This is a genomic window from Paenibacillus dokdonensis (assembly GCF_004916975.1).
Taxonomy (GTDB): domain Bacteria; phylum Bacillota; class Bacilli; order Paenibacillales; family Paenibacillaceae; genus Paenibacillus_AQ; species Paenibacillus_AQ dokdonensis.
Genome location: NZ_STGQ01000002.1, coordinates 433,946 through 449,385, shown reverse-complemented (window position 1 = coordinate 449,385; position 15,440 = coordinate 433,946). Strand labels below are relative to the sequence as shown.

Annotated in this window: 15 protein-coding genes; 12 read left to right on the top strand and 3 right to left on the bottom strand. The window is 48.4% G+C overall.

Annotated elements, in window-relative coordinates; translation table 11 throughout:
• The first annotated feature begins 159 nt into the window (after nt 1–159).
• A complete protein-coding gene (locus E6W40_RS20050; protein ID WP_136608164.1) occupies nt 160–1,116 on the top strand; it encodes a bile acid:sodium symporter family protein in 957 nt (318 codons plus the stop codon).
• A 122-nt stretch (nt 1,117–1,238) separates the two neighbouring features.
• On the opposite strand, the gene E6W40_RS20045 is transcribed toward E6W40_RS20050, so the two are convergent.
• A complete protein-coding gene (locus E6W40_RS20045; protein ID WP_246073167.1) occupies nt 1,239–2,372 on the bottom strand; it encodes a tetratricopeptide repeat protein in 1,134 nt (377 codons plus the stop codon).
• Nucleotides 2,373–2,638: 266 nt separating this feature from the next.
• Here E6W40_RS20045 and E6W40_RS20040 point away from each other — a divergent pair, with 266 nt between their 5' ends.
• From E6W40_RS20040 to E6W40_RS19990, 11 genes are all read left to right on the top strand, one after another.
• On the top strand, nt 2,639–3,616 hold the full coding sequence (locus E6W40_RS20040; RefSeq protein WP_136607393.1) for a ring-cleaving dioxygenase: 978 nt from the start codon (nt 2,639–2,641) through the stop codon (nt 3,614–3,616).
• 166 nt (nt 3,617–3,782) lie between these two features.
• Nucleotides 3,783–4,730, top strand: coding sequence for an aminoglycoside phosphotransferase family protein (locus E6W40_RS20035; protein ID WP_168928994.1), 948 nt, complete (start codon nt 3,783–3,785; stop codon nt 4,728–4,730).
• A gap of 106 nt (nt 4,731–4,836) precedes the next feature.
• Entirely contained in the window at nt 4,837–5,667 is an 831-nt protein-coding gene (gene ypfJ, locus E6W40_RS20030) for a KPN_02809 family neutral zinc metallopeptidase (RefSeq protein WP_136607391.1), read from the top strand.
• Between the two features lie 304 nt (nt 5,668–5,971).
• Nucleotides 5,972–7,585, top strand: a complete 1,614-nt coding sequence (locus tag E6W40_RS20025; RefSeq protein ID WP_136607390.1) for an ABC transporter substrate-binding protein — start codon at nt 5,972–5,974, stop codon at nt 7,583–7,585.
• 131 nt (nt 7,586–7,716) lie between these two features.
• Nucleotides 7,717–8,667: an ABC transporter permease gene (locus tag E6W40_RS20020; protein ID WP_136607389.1), complete on the top strand. Its 951-nt coding sequence runs from the start codon at nt 7,717–7,719 to the stop codon at nt 8,665–8,667.
• 4 nt (nt 8,668–8,671) lie between these two features.
• A complete protein-coding gene (locus tag E6W40_RS20015; protein ID WP_136607388.1) occupies nt 8,672–9,517 on the top strand; it encodes an ABC transporter permease in 846 nt (281 codons plus the stop codon).
• Between the two features lie 41 nt (nt 9,518–9,558).
• A complete protein-coding gene (locus tag E6W40_RS20010; RefSeq protein ID WP_136607387.1) occupies nt 9,559–10,572 on the top strand; it encodes an ABC transporter ATP-binding protein in 1,014 nt (337 codons plus the stop codon).
• The gene (locus tag E6W40_RS20005; RefSeq protein ID WP_136607386.1) at nt 10,569–11,456 is read left to right on the top strand and encodes an ABC transporter ATP-binding protein; all 888 of its coding nucleotides are present in this window, start codon (nt 10,569–10,571) and stop codon (nt 11,454–11,456) included. The genes E6W40_RS20010 and E6W40_RS20005 overlap by 4 nt, the downstream gene beginning before the upstream one ends.
• A 21-nt stretch (nt 11,457–11,477) precedes the next feature.
• Entirely contained in the window at nt 11,478–11,912 is a 435-nt protein-coding gene (locus E6W40_RS20000; protein WP_136607385.1) for a hypothetical protein, read from the top strand.
• 184 nt (nt 11,913–12,096) lie between these two features.
• The gene (locus E6W40_RS19995) at nt 12,097–12,696 is read left to right on the top strand and encodes a sigma-70 family RNA polymerase sigma factor (protein WP_136607384.1); all 600 of its coding nucleotides are present in this window, start codon (nt 12,097–12,099) and stop codon (nt 12,694–12,696) included.
• Complete coding sequence (locus E6W40_RS19990; RefSeq protein WP_136607383.1) at nt 12,663–13,448, top strand: DUF4179 domain-containing protein; 786 nt, start codon at nt 12,663–12,665, stop codon at nt 13,446–13,448. The genes E6W40_RS19995 and E6W40_RS19990 overlap by 34 nt, the downstream gene beginning before the upstream one ends.
• 157 nt (nt 13,449–13,605) lie before the next feature.
• Here E6W40_RS19990 and E6W40_RS19985 read toward each other — a convergent pair whose 3' ends face one another.
• Both E6W40_RS19985 and E6W40_RS19980 read right to left on the bottom strand, forming a co-directional pair.
• Nucleotides 13,606–14,259, bottom strand: a complete 654-nt coding sequence (locus E6W40_RS19985; RefSeq protein ID WP_211147071.1) for a response regulator transcription factor — start codon at nt 14,257–14,259, stop codon at nt 13,606–13,608.
• A 3-nt stretch (nt 14,260–14,262) separates the two neighbouring features.
• Nucleotides 14,263–15,405: a sensor histidine kinase gene (locus tag E6W40_RS19980; protein ID WP_168928993.1), complete on the bottom strand. Its 1,143-nt coding sequence runs from the start codon at nt 15,403–15,405 to the stop codon at nt 14,263–14,265.
• Nucleotides 15,406–15,440 lie beyond the last annotated feature (35 nt).

Sequence of the window (15,440 nt, the reverse complement as noted above, 5' to 3'; positions counted from 1 at the left end):
TGTTATGCAGCACATCAGGCAGAATGCCTGCTCGTACCGGCAATTATAATCCGGCGCAGATTTCAGTAATATTTTCCCATTGCCTTAGAATTGTGGATAGGCGTAGAATAATCCCTAATTATTACGTAGATGTTTACATGGGAAGTGAGGTTTGATGCGATGAACACCGTTGCAAAAGTAAGCCGTTTTGTAGGAGGAACATTTTCTCTTTGGGTCATTCTATTTGCTTGTTTGGGATTTTTTTTACCCGGGGTCTTTAGCCATTTAAAGGGATACATTTCTCTTTTCCTTGGCATTGTTATGTTCGGAATGGGACTTACACTATCTTCGGCTGACTTTCGCGAAGTTTTCCGTCGCCCCTTGGAAGTGTTGATTGGCGTTGTCGGCCATTTTGTGATTATGCCGCTGCTCGCTTATGTACTGGCACTTGTGCTGAATCTGCCGCCCGATATCGCTGTAGGTGTCATTCTCGTTGGTTGCTGTCCAAGCGGCACCTCCTCGAACGTCATGACACTGCTTGCCAAAGGTGATGTTGCGCTTGGCGTTTCTATTGCTTCCGTTTCCACGATAATCGCTCCACTGGCCACACCAGCTCTGATCAGTCTGCTTGCGGGACGCTGGATGCCCATTGATGGGGGAGCGCTTATTAAAGACATTCTGATGGTCGTTATTGTTCCTATAATCTTAGGAGTTATCGTTAAGACGCTGTTTAAAAAGCAAGCAGAAGCCAGCATTCAGGCGCTTCCGCTCGTATCTACGCTGGCGATTGTCCTCATCGTGGCAATTGTGGTCGGCGGCAGCAAAGCCAAAATTATCGAGAGCGGCATGCTGATCTTTGCCGTCGTTATCTTGCATAACATTCTCGGTTACGCCCTGGGATACTTATTTGCCAAGCTGTTCCGGATGAATCTGGGTAAACGAAAGGCGATCCTTTTCGAAACAGGAATGCAGAACTCCGGACTCGGAGCTGCGCTCGCAGCAGCTCATTTTAATCCGGTCGCGGCCGTTCCCAGTGCGATCTTCAGTGTATGGCATAATATTTCCGGCTCTCTGCTGGCCACATGGTTTGCACGCAGGGCTGAGAAAGAGAACATGAAGGTAAGCCAACCGGGTTAAGACAGCTAAGAAAGCACAATCTATCCATTCAAAGTCACAAATACAGGCCATCCCATAACGGGATGGCCTGTTCAAGCTCAAATAGATTCCGAATTATACATGGATTGCCCGGTAGCATTGAACTACCATTCCACGCCGTTTTTCTCCAAGAACCGCTGACTGACTTCGAGCCCTTGTCTTGCAGCGGCCTTGTACATATCCAGCGCTTCCTCAATTTGTCCGATTTGCTGGAGCATGATGGCATAGTTATACTGCGCCATGGAATCTCCCTTTCGTGCAGCTTGCCCGAACCATTCAAATGCTCCTCGGGTGTCTCCTTGTTCACCCAGCAGAGAAGCCAGATTATATTGTGCGTCAACATTTCCTTGTTCAGCAGCGAGAGTATACCACTTGATGGCTTCCTTTGGTTGATTCTCTTCTTCAAGCAGGGAGGCGATGGTAAACTGGGCACCAACATGACCTGCATTCGCCGCCAGCGTATAGTGCTCCAGTGCTTCCTTCATCCGGCCTTGCTTTTCATACAAGGAGCCAAGATTATAATCTTCGAGCGGATTGCTGCTTTCCTGATTCTGTTCATGCCTGTCCTCTGAGGCATCCATTAATACCTGCTTGGCCTCAGGATGTCCATGCTTTACGGCCTCTTGAAGCCACGGAATGGCCTCATTCGTATACCCCGCTTCAATTAAGAGAGAACCGATTTGATAAGAGGCCTGCAAATCCTGATGATCATAAGCTTTTTTATAGTAGATGATGGATTGCTCGGGGTTTCCTTCATTTCGCTCCAACATGCCAAGGCTGTTCCAGGCATACACCTCACCGAGCTCTGCGGCTTTTAAATAATATTCCCGGGCACCAGCGATGTGTTCTTCTTCATATAGCAGATCCCCATAGGTATGAAAAGCAAGAGGGTAATTGTCGTCCAGCGCTTCCTCAATAAGTGTTAGACCCGCTTCACGAGAACCGGATTGTATATATAGGATGCCCAAATTATATTTTGCCGCAGTGTTATGGTCCTTGATGGCAAGCTTGTACCACTTTTCAGCCTTCTTCGGCTTGTCCAGTAAGCGGTATGCTTCGGCAACTCCGTTTTTGGCTTGGACATTGCCCTGCTTGGCTGATTTTTTATACCAGTTCAGGGCACTTTTATAATCGCCTTCGTCCATATAATAACTTCCCAAGGCGCACTGGGTGTGATTGTCACCCCTCTTGGCTCTGCGCGTCATTTCTTCAATATCCATGTGTTCTTCCACTTGCATACTCAAGCCGTATCCATCTCCTTTTCTTCTTCTCTTAAATTCATGGTAGCAGGATGGTCAGACCGATAAAGATATACTTCATAATTTACACTATAAGGATAGGTCATGGAAACCTTAGGTTGTTTTCATGCATGATAGTTGACATAGAAGAACCATCGTGATATATTTATCTTAAATTAAAGATTCTTTATTAGAAGTTATCGACGTCGATTTGTTGATTTTAAATATTCATTTGGGAAAACCTACAATAAGAGGAGGAAATGATGATGAACGGATTAAAGGGTATACACCACGTGACTGCGATAACAAGCAGCGCGGAGAAGAACTATCAATTTTTCACATATGTGCTGGGGATGCGCCTGGTTAAGAAAACGGTAAATCAGGATGATATTCAGACCTACCACTTATTTTTTGCGGATGATAAAGGCAGCGCGGGAACGGATATGACGTTCTTCGACTTCCCCGGAATTCCAAAGGGAGTGCATGGTACAAATGAGATTTCCAAGACCTCGTTCCGGGTACCCACGGATGCGGCGCTCACATACTGGGAGCAACGCTTTGACCGCTTGAATGTGCAGCATTTTGGCATCAAAGAGATGTTCGGAAAAAAAACGCTGTCCTTCGTTGACTTCGATGATCAGCAGTACCAGCTTATTTCTGACGAACATAACAAGGGCATTCCTTCCGGTACGCCATGGCAAAAGGGACCGATCCCGCTGGAGCATGCCATTACCGGTTTGGGTCCGATTTTCGTACGGATCGCGAATTTCGATTATTTCAAAGAAATGCTGGAGAAGGTCATGGAGTTCAAGGAAATCGGGCAGGAGGATTCATATCACTTGTTCGAGGTGGGTGAAGGCGGTAATGGAGCGCAGGTCGTTGTGGAATATAACGCTGTATTGCCTCCTTCCCGGCAGGGCTTTGGCACTGTGCATCATGCGGCGTTCCGCGTGGAGGATCGCAAGGTGCTGGAACAATGGATTACGCGCCTGGATCAGTTTGGATTCTCAACCTCCGGCTACGTAAACCGCCATTTCTTCGAGTCGCTGTATGCAAGAGTGGCTCCGCAAATCCTGTTCGAGCTTGCTACCGACGGTCCGGGCTTTATGGGTGATGAGCCTTATGAAACGCTTGGTGAGCTATTGTCTCTGCCGCCGTTCCTGGAGCCTAAGCGTGAACAGATCGAGAAGCTGGTACGTCCGATTGACACGGTTCGCAGCACGATTGAATTCACCAAAGAATAAGGGAAACAGTAAAGAGGAGTGCATATACACATGCACTCCTCTTTGTGATACATATCCGATGAATCTGCAGTCATAATTTTTCATTATAAATATACTATCCCGGGAATCGCGGACGGCTTTCCTATACAATCAAAGACAAATCAAGCGATGAAGGAGCCTATTGCCATTGAATAAAAAAGAAGCCCCAACTATTGAAACGGCCGCTGGCCTTGCGCACCCATATCTTCATACTTCCCATTTTCGGATTGAAAGGGAGCTGAGCGGGGTCTCCACTTATGTGTACCGTATAGATACAGGGAAGGAAGTTTTTTATTTGCGGATTCTTCCGGAACAAGGCATGAGCTTCGGGGTGGAAGTCCAAGTACATCATCTGCTGCGGCAGCAGGGAGTGCAAGTCCCGGAAGTGATAGGTTATGAAAATCGACACGAGACGCTTGGAATGTCCATCATGCTTGTCCGGGAAATTCCCGGCTCGCAGGCCGGACAAGGGATGTCCAATGAAGGATATGAGCATATCTTAGGGGAAGCCGGCAAGCAGATTGCTCTTGTGCATCGGGTGCCGGTGGATGGCTTTGGCTGGATCATTCGGGGAGCGGATGAGGACAGCACCGTTTTACGGGCGGAAAAAAGCGCAATAGATGAGTACCTTAACGAGTTTCTGGAGGGAGATCTATGCTTTTTATCCGAACAGATTCTCCGTGAGACAGAAGCTTCCCGGATTCAAACCGTTTTGAAGAATAGTGCCTCACTCATGAAAAGACATGAATCAAAGCTGGTTCACGGGGATTTCGATGATTCGCATATTTTTCAGCTGAACGAAAGGTATACAGGCATGATTGATTTCGGCGAAATCCAGGGGAGCAGTCCGCTGTATGACCTTGGGCATTTCAAGCTGCATGATGGACAGCATTACACGGGATATCAGGCATTAGCCGGTGGCTATGGGGAAATCCATCCCCTCACGGCTGAGGATCAGCTGGAGATTGACCTGTGGGCTCTGTGGATCGGGGTGAGAAGGCTGGGAATCGTAGGCCGGAGAACCACCGGAAGCTACCTGAATCATTTGACGAAAATGGTGCGGCATGAATTGGACTTGATCAGCAGCAAGCTTTGATATTTGCCTTTGTTATTTTCCGGAAGCTTCAATCCACCTGCCATTGGGGTATTTAACTTACATCAGAGAACATTTTGAACTCCAATGGAGTAGGAGAGGGTTATAGATGCAATGGAGAGGCAGAAGGGCAAGCTCGAACGTGGAGGACCGCAGGGGAAAAGGTGGAGGACTTGCGATTGGCGGCGGCATCGGCGGAATTATTCTGGTGCTGCTTGTGACGCTGCTGGGCGGGGGAAATGGCGGTGATATCCTGAATTCCCTTACGGGTTTGGGATCAGACACCAGTACGCCATACCAGGAAACCGCTGAAGAAAAGGATCTTTCCCAGTTTGTGTCCGTGGTTCTAGCCGATACGGAGGATGTGTGGACGGATATATTCAAGCAAAAGGGTTTGGTATATGAAAATCCGACACTCGTATTGTACATGGACCGTGTCCAGTCGGCATGCGGCACCACGGGTTCATCGGTGGGTCCCTTTTACTGTCCGGGGGATCATAAGCTGTACATTGATCTGAGCTTCTATGACGAGCTGCGGCAGAAGTTCCAGGCACCTGGCGATTTTGCCATGGCTTATGTGGTCGCACATGAGGTCGGGCATCACGTACAGACCCTATTGGGCGATATCAACCAAAAAGCAGCAGGCAGCCAGAGTGCAAACCAGCTTTCCGTGCGCACCGAGCTTCAGGCAGACTATTACGCCGGGGTGTGGGCGCATCATGCGCAGGACATGAATGTGCTGGAGCAAGGGGATCTTGAGGAGGCGTTGACCGCAGCCAGTGCAGTCGGTGACGATACGATTCAGAAAAAGGCACAGGGTTACGCCGTACCGGAGAGCTTTACGCATGGAACAGCCGAACAGCGCATGCGCTGGTTTAAGAAAGGCTTCGATTCCGGCACCATCGAGGGTGGAGATACGTTCCGTGCAAACAAACTGTAAATTCTATTGTAACGAATGGGCTCTTGCTGAAGCAGGAGCTTTTTTATTGTGAATTTCGACAGCGAATTTCGACAAATTTCGATAAATAGCTATAGCAATTTTTAGCGTTTGCCACTAAACTAAAGTTAGTATATAAAATAAACTAAAGAACCAGAATAAGCTGTAGTTTCATTTTATATCGAGATATTTTATCCGAGTATGTTAAATTGGCAAAACCTTGCATACTTTGGATTGTCATTGCAATTCCTAGTAATCCGATATACAATAAAAATCAGTTTTATAGAGAGATGGAGGATAAGACATCATGCGTAAATACTTTTCAGGGGTCATAATTTTGGCGTTATTGACGATGTTGGTCAGTGCGTGCTCAGGAGGCAGTTCTGGGGATTCTGCTTCATCTACTGACACTTCTTCCGATGCTTCGCAGACATCCAGCGGGCAGCCGAAAGACGGCGGTAATCTGATTATTGGCGTAGCGGCCGATCCGGTCATCCTGAACCCGAACTACGCAGGCGACCGTGTCAGCTTAACGATTGACCAAGCACTTTATGCACCTCTTTTCCAAGTGAATAATGGTAAAAAAACGTTCTATCTCGCGGACAGCCTCGAGCCATCTGCAGATAACTTAACGTATACGATGAAGCTCAAGAGCGGCCTGACTTGGCATGATGGAGAAAAGCTGACGGCTGATGATGTTGTGTTCACGATCGACAAGATTTTGGATGAGAAACAAAACAGCATGCTGAGAGGTAACTTCATTATCGGGGGCAAGCCGATTAAAGCGGTGAAAGTCGACGATACTACGGTAGAATTCAAGCTTCCGCAGGTAAGCCCGGCATTCGAAGCAACATTGGTGCAGGTATCGCCAATTCCGAAGCATATTTTTGAGAATGAAGCGGATATCGAGAAAAGCCCGAAGAACAACACACCTGTAGGTTCCGGACCATTCAAGTTCAAGGAATATAAAACAGGCGAGTATGTCACTCTGGATCGCTTCGATAACTACTTCGGCGGCAAGCCGCATCTGGATTCGGTCACATACCGGATTTCCAAGGATGCGAATGCATCGAACCTGGCACTGCAAAACGGCGAAATCAACATGAAATATGTAGATCCGCAAGATGCAGCGACGATTGAAGCCACAGGCAATTTTGATATGAAGAACTATAGTGAAGGCCGTTTGTCTTACCTGCTCTTTAATGAGAAGAGTGACACAGGCCTCCTTGCTAAAAAAGAAGTCAGAGAAGCATTGTCCTACGCTCTGAACCGTGAAGAACTGATCCAGGTAGCTTATACTTCACCTGATTATGCGGATCCGGCCAAATCATTTGTTACACCTGACGGCCTATACCATGACAACAACGTGACGACGTATGATAATGATGTGAATAAAGCAAAAGAATTGCTGCAAGCTAACGGTGCAAGTGGAATGAAGCTGCGCTTCATCGTATCCGGCGGCAACAAAGCTCAGGAAGCTATCTCCCTCTATGTGCAGCAAAAGCTGAAAGAGGTTGGGGTGAACGTGGAGATTCAATCCATGGACGCTTCCGCATTTGGTGATAAGTTTACTGATCCAAATGCAAGCGACTATGAGCTGGCAGCAGGCGGATATATCATGGGCTTCGACCCTGACGCGTACAGCATTCTGTATACAACAGGCAGCGACTCCAACTACAATCACTATTCGAACAAAGAAGTCGACGAGCTCTTCAAGCAAGGCGCCGGCGAGGCTGACACCACCAAGCGTGGAGAGATCTACAAAAAGCTGCAGGAAACCATCGCTTCCGATGCGGTTATCTACCCAATCGCTTATACGAAAACGATCGTTGCTGTAGATAAAAAATATGGCGGTCTGGATGAAGCTGTACTGAAACCCGTTGTTATCTTTGAAGATTTGTCTAAACTTTACCTGAAATAAAACGGTTATATTCGAAGTTTATCGTGAGTGGAGACGGAGCTGCGCCTTAGGGTGCAGCCGTTTCTGTTCTACTTGATGTATTTAGAAAGATCAAAAACGTATTATCAGAACGAAGCTAGGAGACTAAAAGCATGAGAAGACTGATCGTCAGAAGATTATTGCAAACTCTGCCTATGCTGTTTTTTGTGTCGATCGTCTGCTTCATTTTGGTGAAAGTGGCGCCCGGAGATCCCGTGCGTTCTTTTGTTACACCGAACATGCATGCGGCGGACATTGAGCGCATTAGGCATAACCTCGGTTTGGATAAGCCGGCATACATTCAATATTTTATTTGGCTGAAGGAATGCCTGACCGGCAATTTCGGCTACTCGCTTGTGAACCATAAACCGGTGCTGGGACAAATTGTGGAGCGCTTGCCTGCAACGGCCGGACTCATGGCATCAGCCATCGCTTTGGCCGTCATTTTGGCTATTCCCATGGGCCTGGTTGCGGGAGCAAACCGCAATCGCTGGGTGGATAAGCTCGTTAACATGATTGCATACATTGGTATTTCGCTGCCTCTCTTTTGGCTGGCTATATTGCTGATGTACTTTTTCTCCATTAAAATGCACTGGCTGCCGAGCATGGGGATGCGCACGATCGGCACGAATTCTGCGCTCGATGTGATCAAGCATGGTCTTTTGCCGTGCGTGGTGTTAGCCATAGGCTTCTTAACGGTATACGTGAGGTATATCCGTTCAAGTACGATCAGCCAGCTCAAAGAAGATTACGTACAAATTCAGTATGCCTTTGGCTCGGCCAAGCGTATTATTTTGTTCCGGCATGTCCTTAAGCATGTTCTGCTCCCCGTGATCACCTTGCTTGGTATGTCCATGGGCGACCTGGTCGCCGGGGCAATCGTGACCGAGACGGTATTTTCCTGGCCGGGCATTGGCTCGCTCGGTATGACGGCTGTACGGGGGATGGATTACCCTGTCATTATGGGCATTACATTATTCTCTTCCGTTCTGCTGATCCTGGGGAATTTGCTCGCGGATATCCTGTATGGCATCGTGGATCCGAGAATTAAAACAACGAGGTGATCTCATGAAAGGGAGTAAATGGGTTAATGTAGCCCGTGAGCTTAAGGGAAACAAGCTGGGGATCGCCGCCGTTATTCTGCTGCTTGTGATTACCCTGGCTGCGATATTTGCATTTTTGTCCTCCAAGGACCCGAACCAGATTAACGCTCTGGAGAGGCTGAAGCCGCCAGGTCAAGGACATTGGTTCGGTACCGATGATTATGGACGGGATACGTTTGCACGAGCGCTGTACGGTGGCCGCGTCTCGCTGATGGTTGGTTTCTTATCGATGATTATCGCAACGGCGATCGGCGTAACAGTCGGCATTATTAGTGGTTATTTCGGCGGATGGATCGACAGCCTGCTGATGCGCTTTTTGGATATTATCATGTCTATTCCGTCTTTTCTGATCTTGCTGCTGCTCAGCGTGTACTTGAAGCCGAGCGTGGGCAACATTATTATTATTATTTCACTGCTCATGTGGATGAGCATCTCCCGGGTAGTCCGGGCAGAGACGATGGCGCTCAAACAGAGGGAGTATGTTCTGTATGCCAAAGCCTCGGGCCAAAGCTCGTTCAGGATCATCTGGAAGCATATATTGCCTGGTCTGCTTTCCGTTATCATTGTTAGTGCGACCAATAACATCGCTTCGGCGATTATGATGGAATCATCTCTTAGCTTTCTCGGCTTTGGCGTGCATCAGCCGGATGCGACATGGGGCAGCATGCTGAACGGGGCGCAAGGCTATATTGCTCAAGCGCCTTATATGGCAGTGTTCCCGGGTCTGCTGATCTTCCTGACGGTACTCTGTTTTAATATACTCGGTGATATTCTGCGTATCGGTCTAGAACCGAAGCTAGGTAAAAGATAAACCCGCCGGCTCCAGGCGGCGTGAAGGAGTGAGAAACGAAGATGACTAAACAACTGCTAAGCGTGGATGATCTGAGAGTTTCATTCCAAACCCGTGATGGGCAGAACCAAGCGGTACGCGGCGTCAGCTTTCATGTAGGCGCAGGCGAAACGGTAGGCATCGTTGGTGAATCCGGGAGCGGCAAGAGCGTGACGGCAAAAGCGATCATGGGTCTGATCGCCCCTCCAGGAAAGATTACGAACGGCGAAGTTCTTTTCCAGGGGGAGAATCTGCAGGAGCTAAGCGAGAATGAATGGCGTAAGCTGCGCGGAAATCGGATCGCCATGGTGTTCCAGGATCCGATGACTTCGCTGAATCCGGTGAAAACGATCGGTTTTCAAATGGCGGAAGTTATCCGCCGTCACCGGGGGCTTGGGAAAAAAGAGGCGATTCAGGAAGCGGTAGAAATGCTGCGTAAGGTGGGCATCTCCGAACCGGAGCGCCGCGTAAAGCAGTATCCGCATGAATTCAGCGGAGGCATGCGTCAGCGGGTCATGATCGCAATGGCACTTTCCTGCAGTCCGGAGCTGCTGATTGCGGATGAACCGACAACAGCGCTCGACGTGACGATCCAGGCGCAAATTCTTGATTTGCTGAAGCAATTGAAGGAACAATCCGATACCGCAGTACTGCTCATCACGCATGATTTGGGAGTCGTTGCTCAGGTATGCTCCCGCGTCGTCGTCATGTACGGCGGAATGGTCATGGAAGAGGGAACGGTTGAGGATATTTTCTATCGTACAGGACATCCGTATACGCAAGGCCTGCTTCGTTCGGTACCGAAGCGTGTGGGCGCAAACCGGGAACGGCTGGTACCTATTGAAGGCTCACCGCCGGATCTGATTGATCCGCCCGCCGGCTGTCCGTTCAGAGAACGCTGCCCGTATGCCTTTGAGAAATGTGCGGAGCTTCCACCCATGGCGGAGCTTGGAGAAGGACACCGGTCCCTTTGCTGGCTTGTGCAGGATAAGAGCACGCTGGAACAGGCATTGGCGGAGGGAGGAACAGGCAAATGAGCGGAAATATCATGGTCGATGTACGGAACCTGAAGAAGCATTTCACGAAAGGTCCGGAAGTGCTGAAGGCTGTCGATGGTGTCAGCTTTCAGATCCGCAAGGGTGAAACGTTTGGTCTTGTAGGCGAATCCGGAAGCGGCAAATCAACGGTTGGACGCTGCCTGATCCGTTTGTATGATTATACGGACGGAGAGGTCTATTTTGATGGGCAGAACCTGTCCAAGCTCGGAGATAAGCAGCTTAAGCCTTTCCGCCGGCGGATTCAAACGATCTTTCAGGATCCGTATTCCTCATTGAATCCCGGCATGAGCGTGCTGGATCTGATCGGTGAGCCGATGGATATCCACGGCATCTATAAGAAGGCGGATGAACGCAAAGAATTCGTCGCCGGCTTACTGGAAAAGGTCGGACTCAAGCGCGAGCATCTATACCGTTATCCGCATGAATTCAGCGGCGGGCAGCGCCAGCGGATTTCGATTGCACGGGCCTTATCCGTGCGTCCTGATTTTGTTGTCTGTGATGAGCCGATTTCCGCGCTCGACGTATCCGTACAGGCACAGGTCGTCAACATGCTGGAGGATTTGCAGGCCGAATTCGGTCTGACGTATCTGTTCATCGCACATGATTTGTCCATGGTACGCCATATTTCCGACCGCATCGGAGTGATGTACAGAGGACGCTTGGTGGAAGTGGCGGAAAGCGATGAGCTGTACGATAATCCGCTGCATCCGTATACGAAGGCGCTTCTCTCTTCCATTCCGATTCCCGATCCGCGCACGGCAAATGAGAGATTGGCGATTAAATATGAAGTGCCCACAACGAATGATGGCGCGGTGCCTGAACTGCGGGAAGTAAGTCCCGGCCATTTTGTGGCGGATCATTAAGTTAGGGGAGGAACCTTGAACATGGGAGCTAATCAAGGCGTCAAATTATCGCAGTGGGATGCATTAATGCTGGAAGGACTTCGGGCATACGGCTGGTCCAATGAGGAACTGCTGCGGAGAATAAATGAACGGGATCTTCCGGTGGATACAAGTATTTACGAATTTGATTATCAGGCATTGGCCGAATTTGCTTCTGCAGAGCCGGAAACCTTTGAGTCGGCAGTCAAAGATGGTTATTCCATCAAATACAATACGCTCGGCGGCCTTCGCTCCTGGCTCGCGGTTGCATACGGCTTGGAGCCGGAGGTCGTGCGGGAACCGGGGCAAGAGGCGGTCATCGCAGAAATGACCCCGGAACAGAAGGAACGGCTCGCGTCCGTGATCTCATTCGGGTGGTTGATTCAGGAAGAAGCCGGCAAGCCCGGTGTGTACCGTATGGAACCCATCCAAAGATAACGAATAATATGCGCTTTCTCAAGTCAACGGCTTGGGGAGGCGCTTTTTTTGTTGTTCTAAGATTATATAATCAGGTCGTAACCAAAAGTTTTAAGAGACTTACATAAAAATATTTTAGAAATCAGTGAACCATCCCACTCCAGAGAGCCAATACATCGTGTATACAATTTCAGGAGGCCTTCAAATGAACGATCAAGCATTGGAACCCTGGTTAGACCGACTGATAGCCGGGGATCAAGAAGCACTGGAAGTGATCTATCAACTGACTCGAAAGAAAGTATATGGTACGGTCACTTTGCTCATTCGCGATAAGGAAGATGTTAACGATATCGTCAGCGAAATATATTATCAGCTGTGGCGTTCACTGCCAAGCTATGACCGCAAACGGCCATTTCAGTTCTGGTTGAATGGGATCGTCATCAGGCAGGTCAATAATTGGCGCAGGCAAATATGGAGAAGGTTCCGCTTGCATGAGCGAAGCTATCGTCTTGGTGTGGAACCGCATGTAGAGATACCTGATGAAGCTTTGATGAAGACCGAATCACACCGGGAAATTCAAGAGGCGATTAACCAGCTGCCCTATAAACTTAGGACCGTAATCATTTACAGGTATTACTATGATTACTCTTATGATCAGATTGCCGAATTGCTGCAAATACCACTGGGGACGGCGAAATCCAGGCTTCATCTGGCACTCGGGAAAATGCGGAAAGGGTTCAACACAAAACAAGACGAGGAGAATGATCCGATATGTTTGAACACCGAAAAATTGAACAATCACTAACGAAGCACTTTGATGACGTGACCGTTCCTGAAGAAGTCGATCGGCGTGTCAGACGGTCTTTTAACGAATTTCACCATAAGAAGGAGACGAGAACAATGAAAAAAAGAATCGCCGTATTAAGTATAGCCGCAGCCATTTTAGTACCGACAGGTGTATTTGCGTCGACAGGCGGAGTATCTTACTTTTTTAACAGCAGTGCCAACATCAATGGATTGGTGGATGACGGCGTGAAGCAGGATTTGTCTGAGGGAATATCCATTCCTATGGATGAAAAAATGACAGATCAGGGCATTACGGTTCATTTCAAAGAAATATATGCCGGGGGTCAAAAAATCTTAGTTCATTACAGCGTGGAAAACGCCGATGGTACCTTGGTTCCCTATGAGTTTGATACTAAAGGATTGGATGTTCTTTCAGATGGAAAGAAAGATGGCAAGCAAATCGAAAATCCGACATACCAGGAGTCCGGGGTTGAGGGCTTTAGCGTGCTGAGCTTTATTGGAACAGAGCAAGAAGACGGGCTTCCATTTTATCTGACAGATGCAAAAGGAAACAGAGTAGACTCGGGTGTTGCGGAAAAGGATCTGCCTGATGGCGTGTTCGCCTTTGTGACCGATGGCACCAAGCTGCCGGATTCGATGAACCTGAACGTGGACATCAACCGGATTGGCAAAACAAAAGGCAGCTGGAAAGGCCAAATTCCCATTGATCAAAGTAAAGTAAAGCAGGCTGCAGAAGCATCGAAAAAATGAGGCTAAGATGAATATACGAAGACGCCCGGTTAGAACACAAACAAACCCTACTCATATTGAGTAGGGTTTGCTGTTTAAATTACGTCGACGGGCGATTCCATCGTAAGCCCGGTACCCTGACAGCCCTATGTCAGGGTGGAGAGGAGGGTGAATTTTTTTAATTATTTTGCAAATATAATATCAGTTCGGCTCGGCTGTTCAGTTCAAGCTTGTCGAGGATATGCGAGACGTAATTTTTAACGGTGCCTTCTGCCAAAAATAATGCATCACCGATAGCTTTATTGCTTTTCCCCTGCAAGATCTGCTCAGCAACCTCAATTTCCCTGGGAGTCAATAGCGGGGTCAGATCCTTTCGAACCGGAGTCTCGCTTGTGTTCATAACTGCGGTATTGTCAGTGGTATGAAGTGCATGGATAATCCGGTTTGTAATTTCCGGCTGGAGCAGCAGATTGCCTTCATAAGCGGCGTGGATAGCTTTAATCATTTCCTTGGAGCTCGTATCTTTCAGAATATAGCCATCGGCGCCATTTTTCAGACCACTGAAAATATACTCATCCTCATTAAAGGTGGTCAGGATAATCACTTTCACGCCCGGATACTGATGTTTTACAATTTTGGTTGCATCAAATCCGTTCATGACAGGCATGCGGATATCCATCAGAATCACGTCAGGAACCTGACTTTGCAGCAGAGCGAGAAGCTCTTCCCCATTAGCGGCCTCCGCAATCACATTGATTTCCTCATATAAGCTCAAAATCATGTTCAAACCGTCTCTCACAATCCCTTGGTCATCGGCAATCATTACTCGGATCATTCAGTTCAACTCCGAACCTGTAAAATATGGAATATGGGCCAACACGGCAAACCCGCGGTTACCGGCGGATGAGAAGTGTACGGTCCCCTGCAGAGAGTCAAGACGTTCTTCAATTCCGCGAAGTCCATGTGATTTATGGATATGCGTGCAGCCGGCCCCGTCATTTTCAACAAGGATATGAAGCAGGGGGCCTTTTTTTTCGACAGCGATCACAAAGGATTCGGCATCTCCATGCTTCATACCATTGGTCACGGCTTCCCGGACGGTGTTATACACTCCTTGTTTAATATCCAGACGGGCATCCTCTACGGCTGGATTGAATTTCAGGTCGAATTTCAGCCGTTCGGCAAGCTGGAGGCTTTCGATCATGTCCTGAAGGGATTCCTGCAAATGCATCACGGGAGGAACCTTAGCTTCTTTGAGTACAGAAACAGCCTTCCGGAGATCGGCAATGCTTTTTTGGGATATGGATAATGCTTTGTGAATGACCTCTTTGGACTTCTCCGGCTTCTTCTCCACCGTATTCTCGGCAAACTCCAAGTGCATCCGGATGGCAATGAGTCCATGACCGATCGAGTCATGAAGCTCCTGGGCGATCCTTGTCCGTTCCCTGACAATGGTGATTTCCTTCAATTTGGCATTGACTTCAAGCAGCTCCGCACTGAGCGTGACGTTCTTTTTGCGCTGCAGGCTATTGTTGCGGAATAGATAGACGAGCATAAGCATGGCCATGTAAGGAATGACGGAGCTTACCACACTGGCTTTGAGCATAATCATGGCGGTCAGGAACACCAGGATATGCACAATGACCAGACCCACCTCCAATCGGGTGCTGTATAGAAACATTTCGGCAAGCGGGAAGAAATAATAGAGATCCGCCCCAGGACTGTCAAAGAAAATCATATACAGGCCAATGCCGACGATACTGACAACCATAGATAGGGCATACCAGGCGCGGTTTCTTTTAAAAAAAGGGAGGGTGGCTCTCCCGAAATCATTCGCCTGGATAGCCAGAATACCGGCAATGGTGGCGGCTTTAACAACCGTTGATAGCTCGTAGCGGGTCACAACATCGATGGCGACAAAGAGGACGATCACGATTCGGAACAGTAATAGCAGGAATAGGGGCTTTTCTTTAATCATCGCATCACTTCCAGAACGATTCATATTTCCTAAAT

Bases quoted from the DNA above. Each gene is read 5' to 3' on its own strand.
- E6W40_RS20050 (WP_136608164.1), top strand. From the start codon at position 160: ATGAACACCGTTGCAAAAGTAAGCCGTTTTGTAGGAGGAACATTTTCT.
- E6W40_RS20015 (WP_136607388.1), top strand. From the start codon at position 8,672: ATGAAAGGGAGTAAATGGGTTAATGTAGCCCGTGAGCTTAAGGGAAAC.
- E6W40_RS20005 (WP_136607386.1), top strand. From the start codon at position 10,569: ATGAGCGGAAATATCATGGTCGATGTACGGAACCTGAAGAAGCATTTC.
- E6W40_RS19980 (WP_168928993.1), bottom strand. From the start codon at position 15,405: ATGATTAAAGAAAAGCCCCTATTCCTGCTATTACTGTTCCGAATCGTG.
- E6W40_RS19995 (WP_136607384.1), top strand. From the start codon at position 12,097: ATGAACGATCAAGCATTGGAACCCTGGTTAGACCGACTGATAGCCGGG.
- E6W40_RS19990 (WP_136607383.1), top strand. From the start codon at position 12,663: ATGTTTGAACACCGAAAAATTGAACAATCACTAACGAAGCACTTTGAT.
- E6W40_RS20045 (WP_246073167.1), bottom strand. From the start codon at position 2,372: ATGCAAGTGGAAGAACACATGGATATTGAAGAAATGACGCGCAGAGCC.
- E6W40_RS20000 (WP_136607385.1), top strand. From the start codon at position 11,478: ATGGGAGCTAATCAAGGCGTCAAATTATCGCAGTGGGATGCATTAATG.
- E6W40_RS20020 (WP_136607389.1), top strand. From the start codon at position 7,717: ATGAGAAGACTGATCGTCAGAAGATTATTGCAAACTCTGCCTATGCTG.
- E6W40_RS20010 (WP_136607387.1), top strand. From the start codon at position 9,559: ATGACTAAACAACTGCTAAGCGTGGATGATCTGAGAGTTTCATTCCAA.
- ypfJ (WP_136607391.1), top strand. From the start codon at position 4,837: ATGCAATGGAGAGGCAGAAGGGCAAGCTCGAACGTGGAGGACCGCAGG.
- E6W40_RS20025 (WP_136607390.1), top strand. From the start codon at position 5,972: ATGCGTAAATACTTTTCAGGGGTCATAATTTTGGCGTTATTGACGATG.
- E6W40_RS20040 (WP_136607393.1), top strand. From the start codon at position 2,639: ATGAACGGATTAAAGGGTATACACCACGTGACTGCGATAACAAGCAGC.